This window comes from Chryseobacterium sp. DZ-32, assembly GCF_059587025.1.
In genome coordinates this window covers 137,772-159,895 of record NZ_JCAIOM010000013.1, presented here as the reverse complement: position 1 = coordinate 159,895, position 22,124 = coordinate 137,772, and the positions used below count along the sequence as shown (strand labels likewise).

Here is a 22,124-nt window from a genome sequence, read left to right as displayed (position 1 = left end):
TATGTTTCATCTGTCAATTTATTTTAAATAATACTACATCTTAATTAAAAAAAATATAATATTTAAGTTAATAAAAGTCTCTTATTTATGGCGATTTTCTTAAATTCAATAGCTATTTTTGTAATATGAACTATTCGGCGGAACTAAAAAAATTTGTAACCAGTCAGTATGTATATTCTGCGATCAGAATTACATTAGCTACTGTTCTGCCTTGTTTAGTCCTCGCCCACTTCGGGATTTTGAAAGAATACTTCCTTTTCCCACTAGGAACCAGCTTTGTAGCCCTTACCGACCAGCCAGGTCCATTTATCCGAAGAAGAAATGCTCTCACTTTTGCGATCTGCTGTTTTGTCTTTGTAGCACTTATTGCCAGTCTTGTGATGAATATTAAAGTGCTGGTCATTCTGGAAGTCATTGTCTTCGGGATGTTTTTCTCCCTGATTGGCGTTTATGGCCAGAGATTGGCTGCAGTAGGCTCATTATCTTTGGTAGTACTGGCCATCTTTATTGACGGGCATCTTACAGGAAGCAATATTTTTAAAAGTCTGCTGATATTTGCTTCAGGCTGTATCTGGTTTCTGTTGATATTCCTTATTGTAACTACCATTCGTCCTTATAAACTGGCAAGCCAGATGATTGGCGAAAATTATCTTCAGCTGGCTGAGTTTTTAAAGATCAAAGCCAATTATTATCAGAAAAATCCGGATTTTAATAAGCTGACCACTCAGGTTATTGCCAAGCAGATTGAAATAAAAAACCTTCAGGAAGATACCAGAGAAACCGTTTTCAAAACCAGAACTATTGTCAATGAATCTACGACCACCAGCCGCTTATTAATGCTGATGTTTCTTAATTCGATGGACCTTCATGAAAAACTGATGACCTCGGAAAGTGACTATCAAAAGTTACAGCAGAGCTTTGAAGACAGTATGATCCTGGTGAATATCCATGATTATCTTAACCTTCTGGCGGAAGAGATCACCAATATCGGAATCGCCCTGCAAAGTGGTACCAGAGCCAAGCCGATGTTTAATCTGGAAGAGGAATTAAAAAACTTAAATTATAATTATTTCGAACTCAGAAATAAACAGCTTTCTCCCGACAATCTGGAAAATTTCATGATCCTGCGCCAGATCCTGATGCGTATCTATGAAATCACGAAAGAAATCAACGAAATATATAAAGTATTTTCACAGGATATCAAGCTGGCGAAAAGTTTATCTACAGGGTTGGATCTTAAGAAATTTATGCCCAATGAACCTAAACTGAATGCTAAGGTTCTGAGAAATAATATTTCCTTATCATCTTCCCATTTCCGCCATGCTATAAGAATTACAACAGCTCTGCTATTGGGATACGTTTTTTCTATGTTCGATTTTCTGGGACTTGGACACACGTATTGGATATTAATTACCATTACAGCGATCTTAAAACCCGCATATTCCATCACTAAACAGAGAAACCTTCTCCGTCTCTATGGAACCATTGCCGGAGCAAGTATAGCTTATGCCATTCTCCATTTTGTCCATATTAATGGCGTTTTATTTGCGATCCTTCTGATCAGCATGATCATGTGTTTCAGCTTTCTGAAAGGAAGATATTTCTGGGCGGTATTATTTATGACAATCTATGTATTCCTCAGCTTTAATTTCTTAAACCCAGGGAAAGTCAATGTTATTTTTAAAGACAGAATCCTGGATACTGCTATTGCCGGGATCATTGCCTTTGCCGTGTCATATATTGTACTGCCGGTTTGGGAACATACGCAAAACCTGGATCTAATGAAGAAGTCTGCCGCGGACAACCTTATCTACTTCCAGAGCGTGATTTCCAAATTCCTACAGGGAAATTTCGATCTCGAAGATTATAAGGTAAAGCGAAAAAATGCCATTATTTCTTTGGCTAACCTTTCCGATAATTTCCAGAGAATGATTTCTGATCCTAAAAATCAGCAGAAAAAACTGGAAGTGGTTCACCAGTTTGTGGCAACATCTCACCTGATTACTGCCTATACGGCTTCCCTATCCCAATATGCAAAAAGTAATGAGCAGTATCCTGAAATAGATGCTGAAAGCTGGAGCAGAAAGATTGAGGCCGAAATGCAGCAAACCTCTACCCTTCTCAACGGAAATGATATTAACGAAACACTGAAAATGGAAAGCCGCCTTGAGCCGGAAGATTCCTCCATTGAATATATGCTCCTGAAAAGAAAAACAGAGATTGAAGAAAATGAAATTGTTGACCGAAGAGATCCTGATAAAATTTCACATTTAACCGAGCTTAAAAATATCCACGATATTCTTGAGCTGATCTATGATGTCGCAAAAGAGCAGAGAAAAGTGATCGAAAAATATAAAAACGAAACTGAGCCTACTCCTCCACAATCGTAAAGCAGTAATCGTCAAAGAATTCCACCCTGGCTTTGAATTCATCTGAAAACTGATCATCGTAAACACGGCAACTGATTTTATGAAGGTGCTTCAGCTCAAAAGGCTTTACTTCATAATTCTTTTTTAAAGACCAATATTTTGAGTGATGAATTTTGTACATGCTTTCTTTTACACTCCATATAATGGTATAGAAAGTATCCGCTTTGTCTTCCGGAATAAATCCACGCTCATTCTCATAGGTAAATTTATCAATCACTCTTAAAATCTTAGGATTGAATTTCTCAATATCAATTCCTATTTTATTTTTAGAAACAGCAATCGCTGCAAAAGGAAAAGAATGCGTAATAGATATTTCCGCATCGTAGGGAGAAAGAAAAGGCTCTCTTTCTTTATATAAAATTTTAGAATTAGGCTTTAATCCTTTCAGGAGCTTGCGAACCATCAGGACTTCCAGCAATTTTTTAGGATGATAATCTTTTACCTTCTCAGCATTTTCAGGCTCCAGAAGTTGGTTGATATCAAGTTCTTCACTTTCATCGTACTTCCAAACCAGAATGGTGGCATTATCATCTGAAAAATCTCTGTAGAGGGGCATTCTTTTTTTATTGGACAAAAATAGTGAAAAGATGCGGAAGTTGAAAGGAATGGAAGATGGATGCCGGAAGATGGAAGTTACTATTCATCGTAAAAATAATTTTCCGTTGAGGAAAAAACAAACTCTTTGTTTCCTTAATCTTTATAACTTCCAGCATCATTCTTCCATCTTCCAGCTAATTATTTAGACTGATGATTCACATCATTTCTGTGCTCTATAATTTCAAGTTTTGAATTTACAAAATAAGCACTTCCGAAACCATTTACATAAGAGCCTTTTACAGGCTGCAATGCAATTAAAATAAAATCTCCCATTTCGGAAATTACCTCTACTACTTTGCCATGAGTTTCTCTAAGTTTCCCAACAACAGCATTCCATACTTCAGAATCTCTTTCAATCTGAGAAGTGGCTGCTTCAATGGTCAGACGTTCGCGGGCATAGATCTGTTTGGTGGCAGATTCATCTTCAATAAACATAATGGATGTTTTTCTTCCGTCTGCAAGGTTTTTAGTATGTTTTGCCATGAAAGATACCAGAATATAGAATGTCTGATCAACCTGTACAAAAGGTGCATAGCTTGAATTAGGATTTCCTTCAGCATCAACAGTAGCAAGAATTACACTTTTTGAAGCATTGATCAGTTCCTGTACTTTGGGAGCAACAGGTTTGATTTTCTTTTCTGTATGGGTTTGATTCATAATATATTTGTTTATCAGATAAAATTAGTTATTTATATTAAGACTAAATAACATTAATCCATGTTTAATCTCATAAAACCGAACTTGGTTTGCCGTTTTTATATCTTAATTATAAATCGTAATTTTGCCTTTCGTTATCAATTGAATTTTAAAACTATTCATTACATATGAGTACTACAACACAATACGTTCCTTATAAAGTTAAGGATATCTCCCTTGCAGAATGGGGTAGAAAAGAAATTACCCTTGCAGAAGCAGAAATGCCAGGTTTGATGGCTATCCGTGAAGAATACGGACCATCTCAGCCACTGAAAGGAGCAAGAATCGCAGGATGTCTTCACATGACCATCCAAACGGCTGTGCTTATCGAGACTCTTGTAGCTTTAGGAGCTGAAGTTACATGGTCATCTTGTAATATTTTCTCTACACAGGATCACGCTGCTGCTGCTATTGCTGCTGCTGGAATTCCGGTGTATGCGTGGAAAGGATTAAATGAAGAGGAATTTGACTGGTGTATTGAGCAGACTTTATTCTTCGGTGAAGACAGAAAGCCATTAAACATGATTCTGGATGATGGTGGAGATTTAACAAACATGGTTTTTGATAAATACCCTGAGTTCACAAAGGATATCAAAGGTCTTTCTGAAGAAACCACTACAGGTGTTCACAGACTTTACGAAAGAATGAAGAACGGAACTTTAGTAATGCCTGCCATCAACGTAAATGATTCGGTTACTAAATCTAAATTCGACAACAAATACGGATGTAAAGAATCTGCTGTAGATGCAGTAAGAAGAGCTACAGACGTAATGCTTGCTGGAAAAAGAGTGGTAGTTTGCGGATACGGGGACGTAGGTAAAGGTACTGCTGCTTCATTCAGAGGTGCTGGTTCTATCGTTACTGTTACGGAAATCGACCCGATCTGTGCACTTCAGGCTGCTATGGACGGTTATGAAGTAAAAAGATTAGATACTGTGGTAGACAATGCTGATATCATCATCACTACAACAGGTAACTTCAATATCGTAAGAGGAGAACACTTCCTTAAAATGAAAGATAAAGCGATCGTTTGTAATATCGGTCACTTCGATAATGAAATCGATATGGCATGGTTGAACAAAAACTATGGTCATACTAAATCTGAAGTGAAGCCTCAGGTGGATATCTATACAATCGAAGGAAAAGAAGTAATCATCCTTGCAGAAGGTAGATTGGTTAACTTAGGATGTGCTACTGGCCACCCAAGCTTCGTTATGTCTAACTCTTTCTCTAACCAGACGTTAGCTCAGATCGAACTATGGAATAACTCTGCAGCTTACAAAAACGAAGTATATATGCTTCCTAAGCACCTGGATGAAAAAGTAGCTGCTTTACACCTTAAGAAATTAAGCGTGGAGCTTGAAACTCTTTCTCCTGAGCAGGCTGAGTATATCGGTGTAGACGTAAAAGGGCCATTCAAGCCTGAATACTACAGATACTAAGATCTTAACAAAACATGATATGATCCCGCTATTGGTAAGATAGTGGGATTTTTTTATGCAGCATATAAAGCATTTCTTATTTTTGTCGACTAAAAAAATAACATGAAAAAACTCTTATTTCTGGGGCTCGCGGGCTCTGTAATCTTCTTTAACAGCTGCAGCAGTAATGATGATAATGAGGGAAACAATACCTCTTCTAAAGTATTATTAAGCAAAGTCACAATAGTTTATTATGACAATCCATTGCAGCCGCAGACAAGCATACAAACTCTGGAATACAATAATCAGGGTGAACTTATCAAAACATCGTCAGCTTTAGGAACTTCCAAGTTTGAATACAGTAACGGAAAACCAACTAAAACCACATATTATAAACCAGATGGTACGGTAGACTATTACTCAGCATATAGTTACAATGGAGATCTGCTTACGACGGTTAAAGCCATTTATACTACTAATCCGGATTATAACAGAACCATTACTTATAATTATAATACCAACGGACAGGTAATTTCTTCATCTCTTTGCCAGTCACCAGCCTGTTCCAACCCCATCGTGGATACTTATACTTATGATGGAAACAATATTTCAACAGAAATTTCAGAAGGTGGAGGATCCAGCTACAGCACAAAAATTGTTTACTCATATGATGATAAACAGAACCCATACATCAATATCAACAAATATTTAAAAATTATGATGGGAAGAGCCTACGCTGTAAGTCAAAACAATTATCTGTCGGAAAAAATCAGCTATAAAAGTAATGGAGTCTGGACACAAAATCAAACCCGAACTTCCACCATTCAATACAACAGCGCTGGTTATCCTACTGAGGTGATTTCAAAAGAAGCCAACGGAAATCTTTCAGCGAAGTATACTTACGAATATATCACTCAATAATAAGGCTTTAACTTTTCAAAATTTGGAGAGTTTTTTTATCTGATATATTCGTCATCAATTAAGCCTGTTTTTATAAATAATGAATATATTTAATCCTTATTTAATAAAACTTTTAAATACATGAAAAACCAATTATTTATCGGGTTGATGAGCTCATTTTTATTCCTCAACTGCAGTAGCAATAATGACGAAAATAATGAACCCAATCCTTCTGATTCTCAAATATTATTAAGTAAAGTCACTACAGTTTATTATACAAGTCCCTCCGGGCCGCACACCAGTATTACAAAATTAGATTATAACAGTCAGAAACAATTACTTAAAATTACATCAGAAACTACAACCTCCGTTCTGGAATATGATGGTGCCGGAAAACCTTCAAAAATCACTTACCAGAAAGCAGATGGTACCGTAGCTTATTATAAAACCTTTACTTATAATGGTGATCAGCTTACGATGATCAAGAAAATAGATCCAGATACTCACTATAATACAACAATGACTTATACTTATGGTAAAGTTACTGCTACTTCTACTTGTGAGTCTTCCAGTTGTCCCATTCCGTCTACCATGTCATATACTTATAGTGGTGATAATGTTTCGGAAGAAATTTCGGTTAGTGATGGTATCGGCGGTCCACATACTAATAAAAAAGAATTTTCATATGATAATAAGGTAAATCCCTATTCTTTGATGGGCAAATATTTTAGAATGATTATGGGAGGAGCAGAGTTTTTAAGTCAAAATAATTATACCACAGTAAAAATAAGTGGCAAAGATGGCACTGGAAACTGGAGTCAAATTATGAATTTTACCTATCAGATAGAATATAATAGTAATCAACTGCCAACTCAGGTCATGGTAAAACTGGATAATAATGATTATGCAAAATATACTTACGAATATATCACTCTGTAAAACAAGGCTCTCCATTTTGGAGAGTTTTTTTATGAGCTGATTCCCGCTATCCGCTCATACTCCTCGCTCCAACCTGCCCCAGCCTCTTACCCACCAACTCTCCCACTCATGCTTCGGGGTAAACGCTGCTATCGGGGCTAGGAGAAGATGATGAATTATAATTGATAAATGATGAGTGATGAATGATGAATAGATTTATATTATTCAATGGTAACGGGTTATATCCTGAGTTTAGACGAAGGGAGCCTGAAACATACACCTACTTCATCCTTCTATCCAGTATTTTTCCCATATTTTCCCTTTGTCAGAGCTCTATTTATAAAAAATGAATATCTTAGCCCTCTTAAACAAAACATTAAACTATGAAAAAACAAAGAGTATCAAATGCATTTGTGGCTGCGTCGTGGGTAGCATTGGGAGCAGGAATGATCGGCTTTATTGTCGGTCTTGCAAGAGCAGAAATGCTGCTGAATGAGAAAGGATATTATTTTACCATCCTTCTTTATGGCTTATTTGCTGTGGTTTCGTTACAGAAAGCAGTACGTGACAGATTAGAAAACATTCAGGTGACCGATATTTATTATGGAATCTGCTGGTTTGCAACATTATCATCTATTGTACTACTGGCCATCGGACTTTGGAATGCCACCATCCTTCCAAGTGAAAAAGGTTTTTATGCCTTTGCCTTTCTACTGGCACTCTTCGGAGCCATCGCAGTGCAGAAAAACACCCGTGATAATATGATTCAGGAATAAAGCAAACTCTCCAAAACGGAGAGTTTTTTATTTAAATAATCTCATTGAAATTTATAAATTACTACAAACTTTACATTTAAGTTAAAAATATATTAAGTTTTTTGCTATTTTAGCTGTGCTTATTTCACAAACTAATGACATGCACAAAAATTTTCACTTTTTTCTCTCCATATATTATCATTTCATTTCGCAAAAAACACTTCCGGTAAAGTCATATAGGAACATGATCAAAATTCCATATCCGTTCAGCAACAAGTTCTGGCGGATAAGAGGATCTCTCCTTTCTATTTATTAAACAATAGCCCAAGACAACAACTAATACCCATAAAACGATAACCATGATTCTAAAGAAAATTCCAACACTCATTTTTCTTTTGTTACTATTTCTCGCAAAGGCACAAAATGAATTTATCACTATCTGGAAGCCGGCCTCTACTGTATTACCGGCGGTAAATGTAGACGCTCCCTATCAGGCAACCACACAGCAGATATGGTTTCCCGGGATTGGCGATAATTATGATATTTATTGGGAGGAAGTGGGCTATCCTCAGCACAATGGCTCCCTCCTCGATGTAACTTCCACAAAACAGGTTCTTATCGACTTTGGTACATCAATCGCAGAAAAAAATGATGCCAAATACAGGGTGAAAGTTACGAATGGTAACGGAATGTTCAGGCAGATAAAATTCGGAACTGCTCAATTATTTCCTGGTCCTGAGCAAATCATTCCTATCTGGCAGATCAATGGAAGTTCAGATAAAATACTGGAAATAGAGCAATGGGGTAATATTTCATGGACTACGATGAACGGAGCCTTCAGCCTGTGCAGGCTTATGGAGCTTACGGCAACCGATACTCCCAATCTTAATAATGTGGAGGATGCTTCTTTCATGTTTTATGGCACAACCAGCTTTAAGGGTGCCAGTTCTATGCAAAACTGGGATACATCGAAAATTAAGAATTTCAGCTTTATGTTTTCACTTTTATTTGATACGCCCCCAGCAGCCGGGCTGACTGAGCAATTCAACCCGCCTTATCTTGACAGCTGGAATATGTCTTCTGCTACCAACCTCAGCTATATGTTTGGAAACAGAAAAGTTTTTAACCAGTCTCTTAATAGCTGGGACGTTTCCAAGGTGACCGATATGAGCTGGATGTTCGGGCAGTGTTTAAGTTTTAATCAACGTCTGGATAACTGGGATACCTCAAGCCTTGAAGATATGCACTTTATGCTTCACATGATTCCTGTCTTCAATCAGCCTTTAAACTGGAATACTTCAAAAGTGACCAATATGGCTCATATATTCCATGGCTGTACATCCTTTAATCAGTCTTTAGAAAATTGGGACATGACCAAAGTAAAGAGAATCGATGATATACTGAATGGTGCAACGAATTATAATCAGCCATTAGGAAACTGGAATTTGGTTTCACTTATTAATGGTGCAGGCTCTTTAACACTGTCAGGACTTAATTGTGAAAATTACAGCAAAACACTCGTGGGATGGGCAGAAAACCCCAATACAGCGGACAATATCTCATTAGGTTCCTTAACAGTACTAAAATATGCTCCCAATGTATCAGACAAAAGAGATATTCTGATCAATAAAGGGTGGTCATTTGTAGGTGATACTCCAGGAAGTTGCTTATTATCTTCATCGGATATAAAGCTGAACAAAAAGCCTCTGCTTTATCCTAACCCTGCAGTGGATGATATTCACATTGATGGAATAGCTGATATTAAGGCATATAAAATTTATGATGCCAGCGGAAGACTTGTAAAAGAAGGAAATCCTAATAATGATATCATCAATGTAAGCACTCTGCCAAAAGGAAATTATGTGATACAACTTGTCATGAAAGAAAAAACGGTTTCTTCAAAATTCATTAAAAAATAACCATAAATTTTTCCCTATGTTACTCAGAAATTTTTTGGTAAGCTTTTGTATTACACTGGTATTCATGGCTAAAGCCCAGAATGAATTTATCACGATCTGGAAACCCGCTTCCACGATAACACAGCCAATTACTGTAAGTGCTCCTTATCAGGCAAGTTCCCAACAGATATGGTTTCCAGGAATTGGTGAAAACTATGATATCTATTGGGAAGAAGTAGGATATCCCCAACACAGCGGTTCCCTCCTCGACGTAACCTCCACAAAACAGGTTCTTATTGACTTTGGTACGTCGATCGCAGAAAAAAATGATGCCAAATACAGAGTAAAAGTAAGTAACGGAAATGGCGTTTTTCAACAGATAAAATTCGGAGATGTACAGGAAACTCAGCTTCCGGATCAGATTTTCCCGATCTGGCAGGTCAACGGAAGCGCTGATAAGATCCTGGAAATAGAACAATGGGGAAACATTGTGTGGACATCGATGAACAATGCCTTCAGCCAATGTAAACTTGTTCAGATCACGGCTACAGACATTCCCGACCTAAGTAATGTTGAAGATGCTTCTTATATGTTTTATGGTACAAAAAGCTTTACAGGCGCAAGCTCCATGCAAAACTGGGATACTTCTAAGGTTAAGCATTTCAGATTCATGTTTGCCCTGATCTTTGACACCGTTATCAGCTCAGTTTCTGATCAGTTCAATCCTCCTTATTTTAATACTTGGGACATGTCCTCTGCAACTGATCTCAGTTTTATGTTTGCGGGAAGAGCACATTTTAACCAGACCTTAAACAACTGGAACGTTTCGAGCGTAACGGATATGAAATGGATGTTTGCTCTTTGCCCAAACTATAATCAACCAATGGATAACTGGGATACCTCAAGCCTTGAAGACATCCGTTTTATGTTCCATTTTGATTCTGCCTTTAACCAATCTTTAAACCATTGGAACACTTCTAAAATTACCAATATGGCACATGCTATTCATGGCTGCACGGCCTATAGTCATTCCCTTGAAAACTGGGATATGACCAAGGTTACCAGAATAGACCAGATTCTTAAGGAAACACCCAACTTTAATCATTCCCTTGCAAGCTGGAATCTTGCCAGCGTTAATAACGGGGCCCAGGCTTTGATGCAGACAGGAATGGATTGTGAAAATTTCAGTAAAACACTGGCAGGATGGGCAGATAATCCTGATACTGCCAATAATGTTGATTTAGACATTGTAGCCCCTTTGACTTATGCTTCCAATGCAACAGATAAAAGGGATATTCTTATTAATAAAGGATGGACGATGTCTGGTGATACGGTAGGAAACTGTTTACTGTCCTCATCAGAAGTCAGACTGAATAAAAAACTTTCACTATATCCTAATCCCGCTGTGGATGATATTCATATTGAAGGACTAAGTGACATTAAAAAGTACAGAATTTTTGATGCAAGTGGAAGACTGGTACTGGAAGGAAATCCAAATAAAGAAATGATCAATATAGGATCGTTACCGAAAGGAAATTATATTTTGCAGCTCATTTTGAAAGATCAGACCATTTCTTCAAAATTCATTAAAAAATAAAATAAAAAGCCTCGCTGAAAAGTGAGGCTTCTATTTTGAGTTGAAATAAATTATTGATCAAAATGATTTGGGTGCTGTGCTTTAATATCATCCACAGTTCCCAGAACTTTATCTTTTAAAGAATCCTGGTATTTCTGAAGTTTTGCAGCGATTTCTTCATTACCGCTTCCTAAAATTTTTGCAGCTAAAATCCCGGCATTCAAAGCTCCGTTTAAAGCTACGGTAGCTACCGGAATCCCACCGGGCATCTGAAGGATAGATAAAACAGAATCCCATCCGTCTATAGAATTACTGGACAAAATAGGAACCCCGATTACCGGAAGTGTAGTACAGCTTGCCACCATTCCCGGAAGATGTGCTGCTCCTCCTGCTCCTGCTACAATTACCTTCAGACCTCTTTCCTGAGCAGTTTTTGCATAATCAAACATTCTTTCCGGTGTTCTGTGCGCTGAAACTACTGTTAACTCATAAGGGATATCGAGGCTTTTAAGAAAATTTGCAGCCTGTTCCATAATCGGCAGATCACTCTGACTGCCCATAATAATTCCTACCATCTTCAATTTTATTAGATGTTCAAAGATAAAAAATAAAAATGTAAAGAGGAAAGACTACAAAAAATCCGGGAAACGATTTATGATTATAATTCCTAAAATAATTTAATCTTTCAATAGATCTTCCATTTAAAATGTAAAGAATAAATAAAGATCTTTTTGGCTCAGATTTTTCATCTGTACTCCTATAAATTACAACATCTGTATCCATAACAATTCCTGGGAAAATAGATATATTTGTTGTTACACCACATTAAATTGAAAGATTATAAACTTACACTGGCTGTATGTACCGTTGCTATTGTCTGGGGTACTACGTTTTTATCGATAAGGGTTGCGGTAGAAACAATACCCGCCTGGTTTGTAGCAGGAATACGTCAATTCCTTGCAGCCATAATCATGTTCCTTATTCTTACCTATAGAAAAGAATTCAAATGGATAGGCTGGACAAGCCTGAAATACCAGTTTATCTTCTCTTTATTAATGCTTGTGATTGCAAACGGAATGACTACAGTGGCGGAAGAGGAAGTCACCAGCAGCCTTACTTCACTGATAAGTGCCTGCTCTCCTATCCTGGTGTTTTTCGGAAGTATGGCTTTAGGTCTGCAGAAATTCAGCTGGCGGGCTTTTACAGGAGTTGTTCTGTGTTTCAGCGGCATTCTTTTTATTTTCTGGGATGGTATCAATGATCTGAAAAACCCGGATTATGCGCTGGGTATATTATTTTTATTCATTGCCATTGCAGGATGGGCTTCAGGAACTATTTTCACCAAAAAACTGAACATCCAAAGCGGGAATATCTCACTGAACCTCTTTTACCAGTTTGCCTTTGCGGGAATTATCCAGATTATTTTTGCCTTCCTTTTTTCAGAAGACTATAATTTCGGAAACTGGAGCCTGAAAAGTATTTCTGCGATGCTTTATTTATCGTGCTTCGGCTCTGTAGCTGCATTTTTTGCTTTTCATTATGCATTGACCAAAGTTTCTCCGGTTCAGGTATCCATATTGGCTTACATCAATACGGTAATTTCCATTTTTTTAAGCTGGCTGATTCTTGATGAAAAAATTTCTGCCAAATTCATCATTGCTGCCATACTTATTATTGTTGGGGTTTTTGTGATCAATTACAATCCGGCCATGTTTAAAAAACAGAGAATCGAGTCGTAAATCAGAAAATAATATTCATTATTTCAACCCATCTATTCCGTTGCTTTTTAATGTATTAAATAGAATTAAAAGCAGATCCGTTATATGGGGATTTTCTATTTCCTTCATTTTTTCTTATATTGTATACTCCAACCGATACAATATGCTGAAAAACACATTTTTTTTATTGCTGGCTGCCACTTTTCTATTGGTAAGCTGTGATTACAAAGAGAAGGAAAAGAACCTGACAGACAGGGAAAAACAATTATTAGAGAAAGAAAAAGTATTCGCAAAAAAAGAATCCGAATATCAGTCTCTGCTGAAAATGAGAGACAGTATTTTTGCGAAAAAAGATTCTGTAGTGATCACCGCTGCATGGCCTGCAGAAATTTCCGGACCATGGAACGGTAAAGTAATCTGTACAGAATCCAACTGCAGCGAATATGCTGTAGGCGACCAGCGTACCGATATCTGGGAATTTGATAATGATTCTACCCAGCCTATTACCAAAATCATCAACAATAATAATCTGGTAAGGCTTTATACAGGCAAGTTTGAAAACAATGAGATCAGACTGTCCTTCAAAACCGATTCTACGGCCAAAAAGAATGTAGAAATGAGCGTTCTTCTTAATGATATTTCGGACAACAAGATCAAAGGAACCAGAACCATTACCTCTGATGGCTGTACCGCCAAGTTCTCTGTTGAATTAGTACGTTCCACAAAATAAACACATATGATTTTACTGAGTATACACAACCTGAGTCTTCCCATAGAAGATCCGGTACTGAAATTCCTGTTGGTACTGGTCATCATCCTTGCAGCACCATTGCTACTTAATAAAATTAAAGTTCCTCATCTCCTGGGACTTATCATTGCCGGAGCGATTATTGGTCCGAACGGATTCAATGTATTATCCAGAGACAGCAGTATTGTAGTAACCGGAACCACCGGGCTTCTTTACATTATGTTTCTGGCAGGTCTTGAGATCGACATGGGGGATTTTAAGAAGAATAAATGGAAAAGTCTCACCTTTGGTATCTATACCTTTACAGTTCCTTTTGTACTAGGATATCTGGGAGGATATTATATTTTACACTTCTCTATGCTGACTTCCATTCTGTTTGCCAGTCTTTTTTCGTCTCACACACTTATCGCTTATCCATTGGTGAGTAAGTTGGGAATTGCGAAAAATAAAGCAGTTAACATCACCGTTGGCGGTACGATGATCACGGATATTCTTGCTTTATTGGTACTTGCTGTGATTGTGGGAATGTCTCAAGGTGATGTGGGAACAGAATTCTGGGTTAAATTATCGGTCTCTTTTGTCGTTTTTGCCCTTATTGTACTTATTGTATTCCCTATTATAGGACGATGGTTTTTCAAAAGAGTGGATGATAAAATTTCACAGTATATTTTTGTACTGGTTATGATTTATCTGGCTGCTATGCTTGCTGAACTGGCTGGTGTAGAAGCTATCATCGGAGCATTCTTTGCCGGACTGGCGTTAAACAGACTTATCCCTCACACTTCTTCTTTGATGAACAGGGTTGAGTTTGTAGGAAATGCCATATTTATCCCGTTCTTTTTGATCAGTGTAGGAATGCTGATTGATTTTAAAGTTTTCTTTAAAAGCTGGGAAACACTTGAAGTTGCCGGAATTATGCTGGTTGCCTCTATCGGAGGAAAATATCTTTCTGCGGTTGCCACTCAGAAAACATTCAGGCTGACCAAAGAGGAAGGAAAACTGATCTTCGGATTAAGCTCTGCTTCGGCAGCAGCAACACTGGCTTCCGTAATGGTTGGATATAACATCATCCTTTCTGAAACCGAAACCGGAGAACCTGTAAGATTATTAAACGAACATGTACTGAACGGAAGTATTCTCCTGATCCTGATTTCATGTACCATCTCTTCATTTATTTCCATGGCGAGCGCTCAGAAAATTGCTGAGAGTGATAACGAAGATACTGTTTCCGGAAATACCCACGAAGAAGAAAATATTCTCTTAGCCATCAACCATGAAGCCACTGTTGAGAGAATGGTGAATCTGGGAATTCTGATCAAAGCACATTCCAATACAGAAGATCTTTTTGCTTTGAATGTCATCAACGAAGACAAAAATGAATCTTCGGTAAAGAATGCGGAGAAACTTCTTCACCAGGCAGCAGATGCAGCCGCAGCGGCAGATGTGAAATTACAGGCTTTAAAAAGATATGACAATGATGTCATCAACGGGGTCAATAATGTGATTAAAGAACAGAAAATTACAGATCTTATCATCGGATTGGAAGACGAAAAAGGATTCTCCCCTTCTTTTGTATATAATCTTTATAACGGTTATCTTCAGAATGATGATGTGAATGTACTGGTTTACCATGCTGCGCAACCGCTTTCCACCATTAAGAAGTATGCGGTGATGATTCCCGAAAATGCTCATCAGGAAGCAGGATTCTTCCATGCATTGCTGAGGGTATGGAATATTGCCAGAAATTCCGGAGCTACAGTTGTTTTTTATGCTCCTGAAAACATTATTGATATTCTTCAGAAAATCATTAAAAAAGCCAATATAGAAGCTGAATTCATTATCATGAGCACATGGCAGGACGGAGAAAGAACCGCAGCACAGCTGAAAGATGATGAAGCCTTGATTATTCTGATGGCCAAGCGCGGTATGAAGTCATATATTCCAAGAATGAGACTGATCCCTGAACTGCTGAACAGGAATCTGAAAGACAATAATTACCTTCTGATTTTCCCTTTCTCGGAGTATGACAAAAACAGCCCGGAAATACGTTCTGTAGGAAATCACGGGGATTTTGTGGAGATTGGAAATGTGATTCAGAAGATTTTTAAATAAAAAGGCTGGAAGAAGGAAGAAGGGTGCCGGAAGTTTCTTCTCTGCGAATAATTAATTCTTCGTTATGATTAAACAATTAAATCATCAATAGCGTCGGGCTCCATAGGAATAAAATTGGCTTTAACCGAACTTAATTTTAAGTTTTCGGCTAAAGCCAATTGAGTTGACAATTATTTTTAAACGGGCTAAAGCCCGTTCCTATTGAATTTTGTATTTTGGCAAAAAAATAACCTATGAAACAAATTATCGGATTTCTCTTCTTTTTTGTGTCCATCATTCTTTCTGCACAAAACCTTACCCTTTCGGATAAAGAACTGAAACAAAAACTGGATTCTATCAAAACTGAAGGAAACCTACTCTATTCTTACGAAAATGCATCATGGCATGCGGGAGATCTTGTAGGCAGCAATAAAAGACTTGCTGAAAATACAGGAAGCTATATCACGTACCAGAAAAACGATACCATCAAAACCTCCTTTCTTAATAAAGCAGGTAATATGATTATTGCAGAAGTGTCTTTCAAAAATAACCAGACAAAACCTGTCAAAGAAAATTTTAAAGAAAGAGGACTTAATGAAACTGAAAGTATTTAAAAAAATATCCGTTCTGCCATTATTCCGCAGTTATCCGATTCAAAGTATGCGGTAACGGTACCACAGGGATATAGTCTTAATATGATTATTATTCCGTTTAATGAAAACTATAAGGTGTATTTGATACCTGGTACTGCCCAGTCTGGTATAATTCCTTTCGGAAATGATTATCTTTTTGTTTCGGATAAAAAAGGGAATATTATTTCCCATAAAAAATTTCACTCAAGACTTATTCCAACCTCTACAGCCTTAGAAAATGGAGGAACGGTAACTATGTCTACCCACAGCCATTTAGTAACCAATCCTTTTATTTCTGCAACGGACATTTGTACGTTTAAACTCTATGCTCCACTTACATCGCTGGAAGAATTTTCTGTTTTATCAACCGCTTTAGGAAGTTATATTAAATACAATTATAAAAAGGATAATATTGAGGTGGTTAAAAATCCTTAATCATGAAAGCATTACATTATCAATAGGATCGGGCTTTAGCCCGATGTGAACAATCAAAATAAAATTGGCTTTAGCCGAAAACCTAAAATTAAGCTTCGGCTAAAGCCAATTGAGTTGACAATTATTTTTAAACGGGCTAAAGCCCGTTCCTATTGAATGAGTTCAAAAATAAAAGGGAGCTGTTTTTAAAGTTAAAACAGCTCCCTTTTATCTATCTTAAATCGATATTACTCAGCAATTACTCTTACCATTCCTTTTACCTGTACAAGCTTTTCCATAAGCTCTTCTCTGGAATCTGCAAGAACGTTGATATGTCCCATTTTTCTTCCCGGCTTGGTTTCAGTTTTTCCGTATAAGTGGATGTATGTTTCGGGAAGCTTAAGAACATCTTCCATTCCTTCATAGACTACTTTTCCGGAATATCCTTCTGCTCCTACAAGATTCAGCATTCCGCTGTAAGTGATGGCGTCAGTATCCGCTAATGGTAAATTTTTAACCACGCGGTACATTTGCTCAAATTGGGAATTAGTATTTCCTTCCTGACTCTGATGTCCTGAATTGTGAAGCCTTGGAGCAGTTTCATTTACCCATACTTTTCCTTCTTTATCAAGGAATAATTCGATGGCAAACAACCCCGGAGAGTTCACTGCAGCCAGAAATTTTTCAGTAATGGAATCAATCTGGTTCTGAACATCTTCCGTCAGCAGAACCGGACATACATTGAAATCCAATAGATTCAGTTTTGGATCGGCAACCATTTCCGTTACCGGGAAAATATTGGTTTCTCCTTTTTCGTTTCTTGCTACAATGACAGAAAGTTCTTTTTCAATATCAACAAGACTTTCAATGACAGAAGGTTCAGTCCATAGTTGCTGATAGTCTTCTTCCGTTTTGATCACCTGTACTCCTTTTCCATCATAGCCTCCGGTATTCATCTTCTGAACAAACGGCAATGGCATGATGATTTTCTCATCACTGTTCCATACTACCTGAAATTCCGGGCTTGGAATATCATGAGCTTTATAAAATTCTTTCTGAAGGATTTTTTGCTGAATTGTTTTGATGATATTGGCATTAGGAACCACTTTTATTCCCTGCTTTTCAAGTTCTGCCAGTGCATCAGCATTTACGTGTTCTATTTCAATGGTTACAACATCTTTATCTTTTCCGAAATTCAAAACTGTTTCATAGTCATTGAAATTTCCCTGTGTAAAATACGAGATATTATGACATGGTGCATCAGAGGCCGGATCCAGAGTATAAAACTCATCATCATACTTCAGTGCACTTTGTATCAACATTCTTCCCAGCTGTCCGCCTCCCAGAATTCCTATTTTCATTTTTTATTTTTATTAGATTTACTCTTATTGAATTTTATCAATTTTTAAATAGCCTAACCCCATTGGGTTCTCCTGATTTTCTTCATCAGACTTTTGAAGAATGATAGCATATTTTTCTTTCATATACGCAGGAAGAATATCGCTCACATTGAAAATATCATCAATATCCACTCCATGCTTATCATCAATATGGCTTACTGCACCTTCAAATCCCATGGTCTGATAGAATTCGGTAGCTTTTGCTCTTTTCACAATCTCTCCCATAGACTGTCCTACCATTAAGTGCTGCTCATGAAATTCTTCAAAGAAACCTGGCTTATAACCTCCCAGATTCAGAAAAAACAACTGGTTTTCTGATGTCTTCTCTCCCTTTTCTACAATTTTCACCTTGTAACCGTCTGCAAATTTCACTTCCTGGTAACAATCCAGGTGAATTTTTCCTTCTGCTTCCTTCCAAAATTCTTTCATATCAGGAATCAGATCTTTCAGATTCTCCGCAATTCCGAAGAAAACATCGTGCTGCTCTATATTTCTGCCTTTGGGTGTTGCCCCGAGGATGACATAAAATAATTTCATTACATTTTTCATGCATACAAAAATACGTTAAATTTATCTTTTTCAAATGTTTGGCAGACTATCACAATAATTTTATATTTGTAGTATTATTTGTAGTATGTCAGAAATCATCATACTCTTCCTTGGCGCAATTTCAGCGGGTCTTTTAGGTTCACTTACGGGTTTAGGAGGAGGAGTTATCATCATTCCTTTATTAACGCTGGGATTCGGCGTTCCAATGCATTACGCTATCGGTGCTTCACTTATTTCTGTGATCGGGACCTCTTCCGGTGCGGCTGTAGCTTTCGTAAAAGAAGGTTTTACCAATATGAGGATCGGAATGTTTCTCGAAATAGCCACCACAGCAGGCGCTATTATTGGGGCCCTTGTTTCAGGAATGCTTAACCCAAATACAATCGGAATTATTTTCGCAAGTATCCTTCTTTTAACCGTTATTTTAAATCTTAAAGGGAAACCTGATCACCAGGAACCTTTGGTAAAAGGAAGTCTGGAGGAAAAGCTGAAACTGTACGGAACATTTCCCGATAAAGGAGTATTGAAAAGCTATTCTGCAAGAAATACAGTTCCCGGATTTTTGATGATGATGTTTGCAGGAGCCATGTCCGGACTTCTGGGAATAGGTTCCGGTGCATTGAAAGTATTGGCAATGGACAATATGATGAAGCTTCCTTTCAAAGTATCTACAACCACCAGTAATTTCATGATCGGAGTAACGGCAGTGGCCAGTGCCCTGATCTATTTCCAGAGAGGAGAAATCATTCCGGTAATTGTAGCTCCCGTACTGATCGGAGTTGTGATCGGAAGTTTTATCGGTTCAAAAACGCTGATGGTATCGAAGACCAAAAAATTAAAAGTATTTTTTGCCATTGTGATTACCATTCTTTCCATTTATATGATGTATAACGGTATCAACAAAAGTTTCAGATAATGAAAAAGAATTTTACAGATGTAGATCTGAACCGTTCGGTAGGAAATCTTCTGAGACTGGGTGTTATTCTGTCTGTGGCTACATCATTGATCGGTTTTATCAAGTTATTTTTTGAAGGCTTTAAAATGCCCGAAAAATATACCAGCCTTGTCGTAGGTACTTCTTCTGAAAAGGTCTGGGGACATTTCTGGGACTCTCTATGTAAAGGAGAAGGTACAGCTATTATTCAGCTGGGTATTCTTTTGCTGATCTTCACTCCTCTGATGAGAATCGTTTTCGCTTTAATAGGTTATTTAAAAGAAAAAGACTACGTATATGTAGTCATTTCTTCTATTGTTTTAGCGATTATGGCGGTGAGTTTCTTTGCCGGTTACGCACACTAATTTTTTACATTTCATAAAACTCTAACGGCAGCTGGTCGGGATCCTGGGTAAAGAAAAATTCTTTTCCTGTGAATTCGTCTATGCGGATTTCTTCACAGATTAATCCTTTTTCTACCAGCTCATTTCTTTTTTCCATAACATTTTCTACCGAGAAAGCGAGATGCCTTAAACCACATGCTTCGGGACGTGACGGACGTTGGGGAGGATCGGGAAAGGAAAACAGCTCAATCACATAATGATCTCCTATAGCAAGATCAAGTTTATAAGACTGTCTTTCTTCGCGGTATACTTCACGGATGATATTCAGATCTAAAATTTCCGTATAAAACTTTTTTGAAACGGCATAATCTGAACAGATGATGGCAATATGGTGAATCTTCATTTTTATTTTAACCTGATTTTCAATTGAACTTTATTATTGTATTTCTTTACAGTTATCCTTTCTTCTCGTATCAATAATATACTGGATCTTCCATTCATTATTCTGTTTTACCAGCTGAAAACTATTTGCCCCGCAGTGTGATAATTTTCCTTTTAAATAAAAAGAATACGGGGTAAACACAGTTGCCAGATTGCCATCTGTATGAATGGCTTCTACTATAATTCTTTCATCCAGATCTCCTTTTGTAAATTTGGAAACCGAAGTGATGAAATCCGAAATACCATCACTTTTTACAGTACCGTCTTTTGTGATGGTTTGAAGTACTGCACTCTCTGCAAAAGCGGATTTTACCAACTCAGGATCTGCATTTTTCATACCAAGGAACAGGTTTCGGATAGGTTTTTCAATATCTGTATTCTGCTGGCCGAAGCACGAAATACTAATCAGAACAAGAAATGCCATTATTTTATTCATAGTATAGATTTAGATAATTAAAAATAGATAAAATAAAATTTAAATTGATTAACAAATTTTAAAATTCATTTTCCTTAAATTGTGGTCAAAATTATTTCAGAGCTTTTTATATGTGGATTATTTACCTGACTCTGGCCATACTTCTTATGGTCATGACAATACTGCCGAAAATTCAGCATTCCCACTGGATATTCAGAGTTCCTGAATTTGCCAAAATACAGGTTACCTACCTTATATTCTTTACTTTTTTATTAGGCTTTTTCACAGATTCTACAGAATATTTCTGGTATTATCAGGGCCTTCTGCTGGTCATGTTTATTCATCATGGTCAAACACTCATCAAATACACCCACTTTTATCCTGTAAAAAAACACAGACAGCTTCACAGATCTTCTGATAAACTGCATTTTATTTCGGCCAATGTCTATCAGTTCAATAAAGATTATGAGAAATTCATCGGACTCGTTAAAAAGTACAATCCTGATTTTTTCATGACGATGGAAAGCAATAGTGACTGGGAAAAAGCAATGAGACCTCTGGAAAAAAAATATTCCTACCAGCACAAAGTGACTCTTGAAAATACCTATGGGATGCATTTTTATTCAAGAGTGGAGATTAAGGAAGCAAAAACCCATTATTTCGTTGCTGATGACATCCCGAGCATTGAGATCCATATGAAAACCGCTGATGGTTTTTCTTTTGTTTTCTTTGGAGTTCATCCGCCGCCACCAAGTCCTACGGAAGAAGAAACATCAAAGGAAAGAGACGGCGATCTTCTAAGTACAGCCAAGCGTGTAAAAGATATTAAAAAGCCTGTTATTGTCGTAGGAGACTTCAATAATGTTGCCTGGTCGAGATCATCTGTCTTGTTCAGAAAAACAAGCCACCTGATAGATCCCAGAATCGGGCATTCTTTCGTTTCTACTTTTCATGCAAAATACCGTCTTTTAAGGTTTCCTATCGATCTGATGTTTCACAGTGAAGATATTTTTATTAAACAGCTGAAGACCTTGGAAAATTTTGGTTCAGACCACCTTCCGGTATACTGTGAGTTTTTCATAGATCATCACAATGATGAACAGGAAGAACTGATAGAAACAGCAACTGCTGAAGAGAAAGCTGAGGCTGAAATCATGATCGAGGAAGGAAAGAAAGAAGATGGCGAACGGGAAACTGTGGTCACTGAGGATTAAAAAAAGTGGGCTAAAGCCCACTCCTATTGTTTTT

At 37.3% G+C, this 22,124-nt stretch carries 22 protein-coding genes; 15 read left to right on the top strand and 7 right to left on the bottom strand.

Translation table 11 applies throughout. The features are described from left to right. Positions 1–125: 125 nt before the first annotated feature. Positions 126–2,390, top strand: coding sequence for an FUSC family protein (locus tag AC59HC_RS15855; RefSeq protein ID WP_411413950.1), 2,265 nt, complete (start codon positions 126–128; stop codon positions 2,388–2,390). Here AC59HC_RS15855 and AC59HC_RS15850 read toward each other — a convergent pair. Together AC59HC_RS15850 and AC59HC_RS15845 are read right to left on the bottom strand one after the other, a co-directional pair. Beyond that, the gene (locus AC59HC_RS15850; protein ID WP_216444137.1) at positions 2,371–2,985 is read right to left on the bottom strand and encodes a 4'-phosphopantetheinyl transferase family protein; all 615 of its coding nucleotides are present in this window, start codon (positions 2,983–2,985) and stop codon (positions 2,371–2,373) included. The two genes, AC59HC_RS15855 and AC59HC_RS15850, sit on opposite strands and share 20 nt — an antisense overlap. A gap of 179 nt (positions 2,986–3,164) precedes the next feature. Then, the gene (locus tag AC59HC_RS15845) at positions 3,165–3,683 is read right to left on the bottom strand and encodes a pyridoxamine 5'-phosphate oxidase family protein (protein ID WP_216444136.1); all 519 of its coding nucleotides are present in this window, start codon (positions 3,681–3,683) and stop codon (positions 3,165–3,167) included. Positions 3,684–3,850: 167 nt separating this feature from the next. Here AC59HC_RS15845 and ahcY point away from each other — a divergent pair, with 167 nt between their 5' ends. The 6 genes from ahcY (at position 3,851) to AC59HC_RS15815 (ending at position 11,211) form a co-directional block, all read left to right on the top strand. Further along, positions 3,851–5,164: an adenosylhomocysteinase gene (ahcY, locus tag AC59HC_RS15840; protein ID WP_123843016.1), complete on the top strand. Its 1,314-nt coding sequence runs from the start codon at positions 3,851–3,853 to the stop codon at positions 5,162–5,164. A gap of 102 nt (positions 5,165–5,266) precedes the next feature. Beyond that, complete coding sequence (locus AC59HC_RS15835; protein WP_496558971.1) at positions 5,267–6,064, top strand: hypothetical protein; 798 nt, start codon at positions 5,267–5,269, stop codon at positions 6,062–6,064. 120 nt (positions 6,065–6,184) lie between these two features. Further along, positions 6,185–6,982, top strand: coding sequence for a hypothetical protein (locus AC59HC_RS15830; RefSeq protein ID WP_202838967.1), 798 nt, complete (start codon positions 6,185–6,187; stop codon positions 6,980–6,982). A 362-nt stretch (positions 6,983–7,344) separates the two neighbouring features. Next, a complete protein-coding gene (gene yiaA / locus AC59HC_RS15825) occupies positions 7,345–7,737 on the top strand; it encodes an inner membrane protein YiaA (RefSeq protein ID WP_089790546.1) in 393 nt (130 codons plus the stop codon). A 338-nt stretch (positions 7,738–8,075) separates the two neighbouring features. Then, on the top strand, positions 8,076–9,635 hold the full coding sequence (locus tag AC59HC_RS15820; protein ID WP_496558970.1) for a BspA family leucine-rich repeat surface protein: 1,560 nt from the start codon (positions 8,076–8,078) through the stop codon (positions 9,633–9,635). A gap of 16 nt (positions 9,636–9,651) precedes the next feature. Continuing rightward, a complete protein-coding gene (locus AC59HC_RS15815) occupies positions 9,652–11,211 on the top strand; it encodes a BspA family leucine-rich repeat surface protein (protein ID WP_496558969.1) in 1,560 nt (519 codons plus the stop codon). Positions 11,212–11,261: 50 nt separating this feature from the next. Here the strand turns inward: AC59HC_RS15815 and purE are convergent, their stop codons facing one another. After that, positions 11,262–11,765, bottom strand: coding sequence for a 5-(carboxyamino)imidazole ribonucleotide mutase (gene purE / locus AC59HC_RS15810; RefSeq protein WP_330747223.1), 504 nt, complete (start codon positions 11,763–11,765; stop codon positions 11,262–11,264). A 255-nt stretch (positions 11,766–12,020) separates the two neighbouring features. Here purE and AC59HC_RS15805 point away from each other — a divergent pair, with 255 nt between their 5' ends. From AC59HC_RS15805 to AC59HC_RS15785, 5 genes are all read left to right on the top strand, one after another. Then, entirely contained in the window at positions 12,021–12,929 is a 909-nt protein-coding gene (locus AC59HC_RS15805; RefSeq protein WP_227942036.1) for a DMT family transporter, read from the top strand. 142 nt (positions 12,930–13,071) lie between these two features. Further along, on the top strand, positions 13,072–13,638 hold the full coding sequence (locus AC59HC_RS15800) for a hypothetical protein (RefSeq protein WP_202838963.1): 567 nt from the start codon (positions 13,072–13,074) through the stop codon (positions 13,636–13,638). Between the two features lie 6 nt (positions 13,639–13,644). Then, a complete protein-coding gene (locus AC59HC_RS15795) occupies positions 13,645–15,768 on the top strand; it encodes a cation:proton antiporter (protein ID WP_227942038.1) in 2,124 nt (707 codons plus the stop codon). Positions 15,769–16,001: 233 nt separating this feature from the next. After that, positions 16,002–16,361 (top strand): hypothetical protein, encoded by a 360-nt coding sequence (locus AC59HC_RS15790; RefSeq protein WP_496558968.1) that lies wholly within the window; start codon positions 16,002–16,004, stop codon positions 16,359–16,361. An 81-nt stretch (positions 16,362–16,442) separates the two neighbouring features. Further along, the gene (locus AC59HC_RS15785) at positions 16,443–16,814 is read left to right on the top strand and encodes a hypothetical protein (RefSeq protein ID WP_496558967.1); all 372 of its coding nucleotides are present in this window, start codon (positions 16,443–16,445) and stop codon (positions 16,812–16,814) included. Between the two features lie 227 nt (positions 16,815–17,041). On the opposite strand, the gene AC59HC_RS15780 is transcribed toward AC59HC_RS15785, so the two are convergent. Then, on the bottom strand, positions 17,042–18,154 hold the full coding sequence (locus tag AC59HC_RS15780) for a 5-(carboxyamino)imidazole ribonucleotide synthase (protein WP_123279428.1): 1,113 nt from the start codon (positions 18,152–18,154) through the stop codon (positions 17,042–17,044). 24 nt (positions 18,155–18,178) lie between these two features. Further along, positions 18,179–18,730 (bottom strand): DUF1543 domain-containing protein, encoded by a 552-nt coding sequence (locus AC59HC_RS15775; protein ID WP_062674812.1) that lies wholly within the window; start codon positions 18,728–18,730, stop codon positions 18,179–18,181. Positions 18,731–18,827: 97 nt separating this feature from the next. On the opposite strand from AC59HC_RS15775, the gene AC59HC_RS15770 reads away from it, so the two are divergent. Both AC59HC_RS15770 and AC59HC_RS15765 read left to right on the top strand, forming a co-directional pair. After that, a complete protein-coding gene (locus AC59HC_RS15770) occupies positions 18,828–19,658 on the top strand; it encodes a sulfite exporter TauE/SafE family protein (RefSeq protein ID WP_076597404.1) in 831 nt (276 codons plus the stop codon). Next, the gene (locus AC59HC_RS15765; RefSeq protein ID WP_034699869.1) at positions 19,658–20,041 is read left to right on the top strand and encodes a DUF1634 domain-containing protein; all 384 of its coding nucleotides are present in this window, start codon (positions 19,658–19,660) and stop codon (positions 20,039–20,041) included. The genes AC59HC_RS15770 and AC59HC_RS15765 overlap by 1 nt, the downstream gene beginning before the upstream one ends. A 4-nt stretch (positions 20,042–20,045) precedes the next feature. Here AC59HC_RS15765 and gloA2 read toward each other — a convergent pair whose 3' ends face one another. Then, a complete protein-coding gene (gloA2, locus tag AC59HC_RS15760) occupies positions 20,046–20,423 on the bottom strand; it encodes an SMU1112c/YaeR family gloxylase I-like metalloprotein (protein ID WP_429813325.1) in 378 nt (125 codons plus the stop codon). A 33-nt stretch (positions 20,424–20,456) separates the two neighbouring features. Further along, a complete protein-coding gene (locus AC59HC_RS15755; protein ID WP_330747229.1) occupies positions 20,457–20,897 on the bottom strand; it encodes a nuclear transport factor 2 family protein in 441 nt (146 codons plus the stop codon). Positions 20,898–21,007: 110 nt separating this feature from the next. Here AC59HC_RS15755 and AC59HC_RS15750 point away from each other — a divergent pair, with 110 nt between their 5' ends. Continuing rightward, positions 21,008–22,090, top strand: a complete 1,083-nt coding sequence (locus tag AC59HC_RS15750) for an endonuclease/exonuclease/phosphatase family protein (RefSeq protein WP_496558966.1) — start codon at positions 21,008–21,010, stop codon at positions 22,088–22,090. The last annotated feature ends 34 nt before the right edge of the window (positions 22,091–22,124 follow it).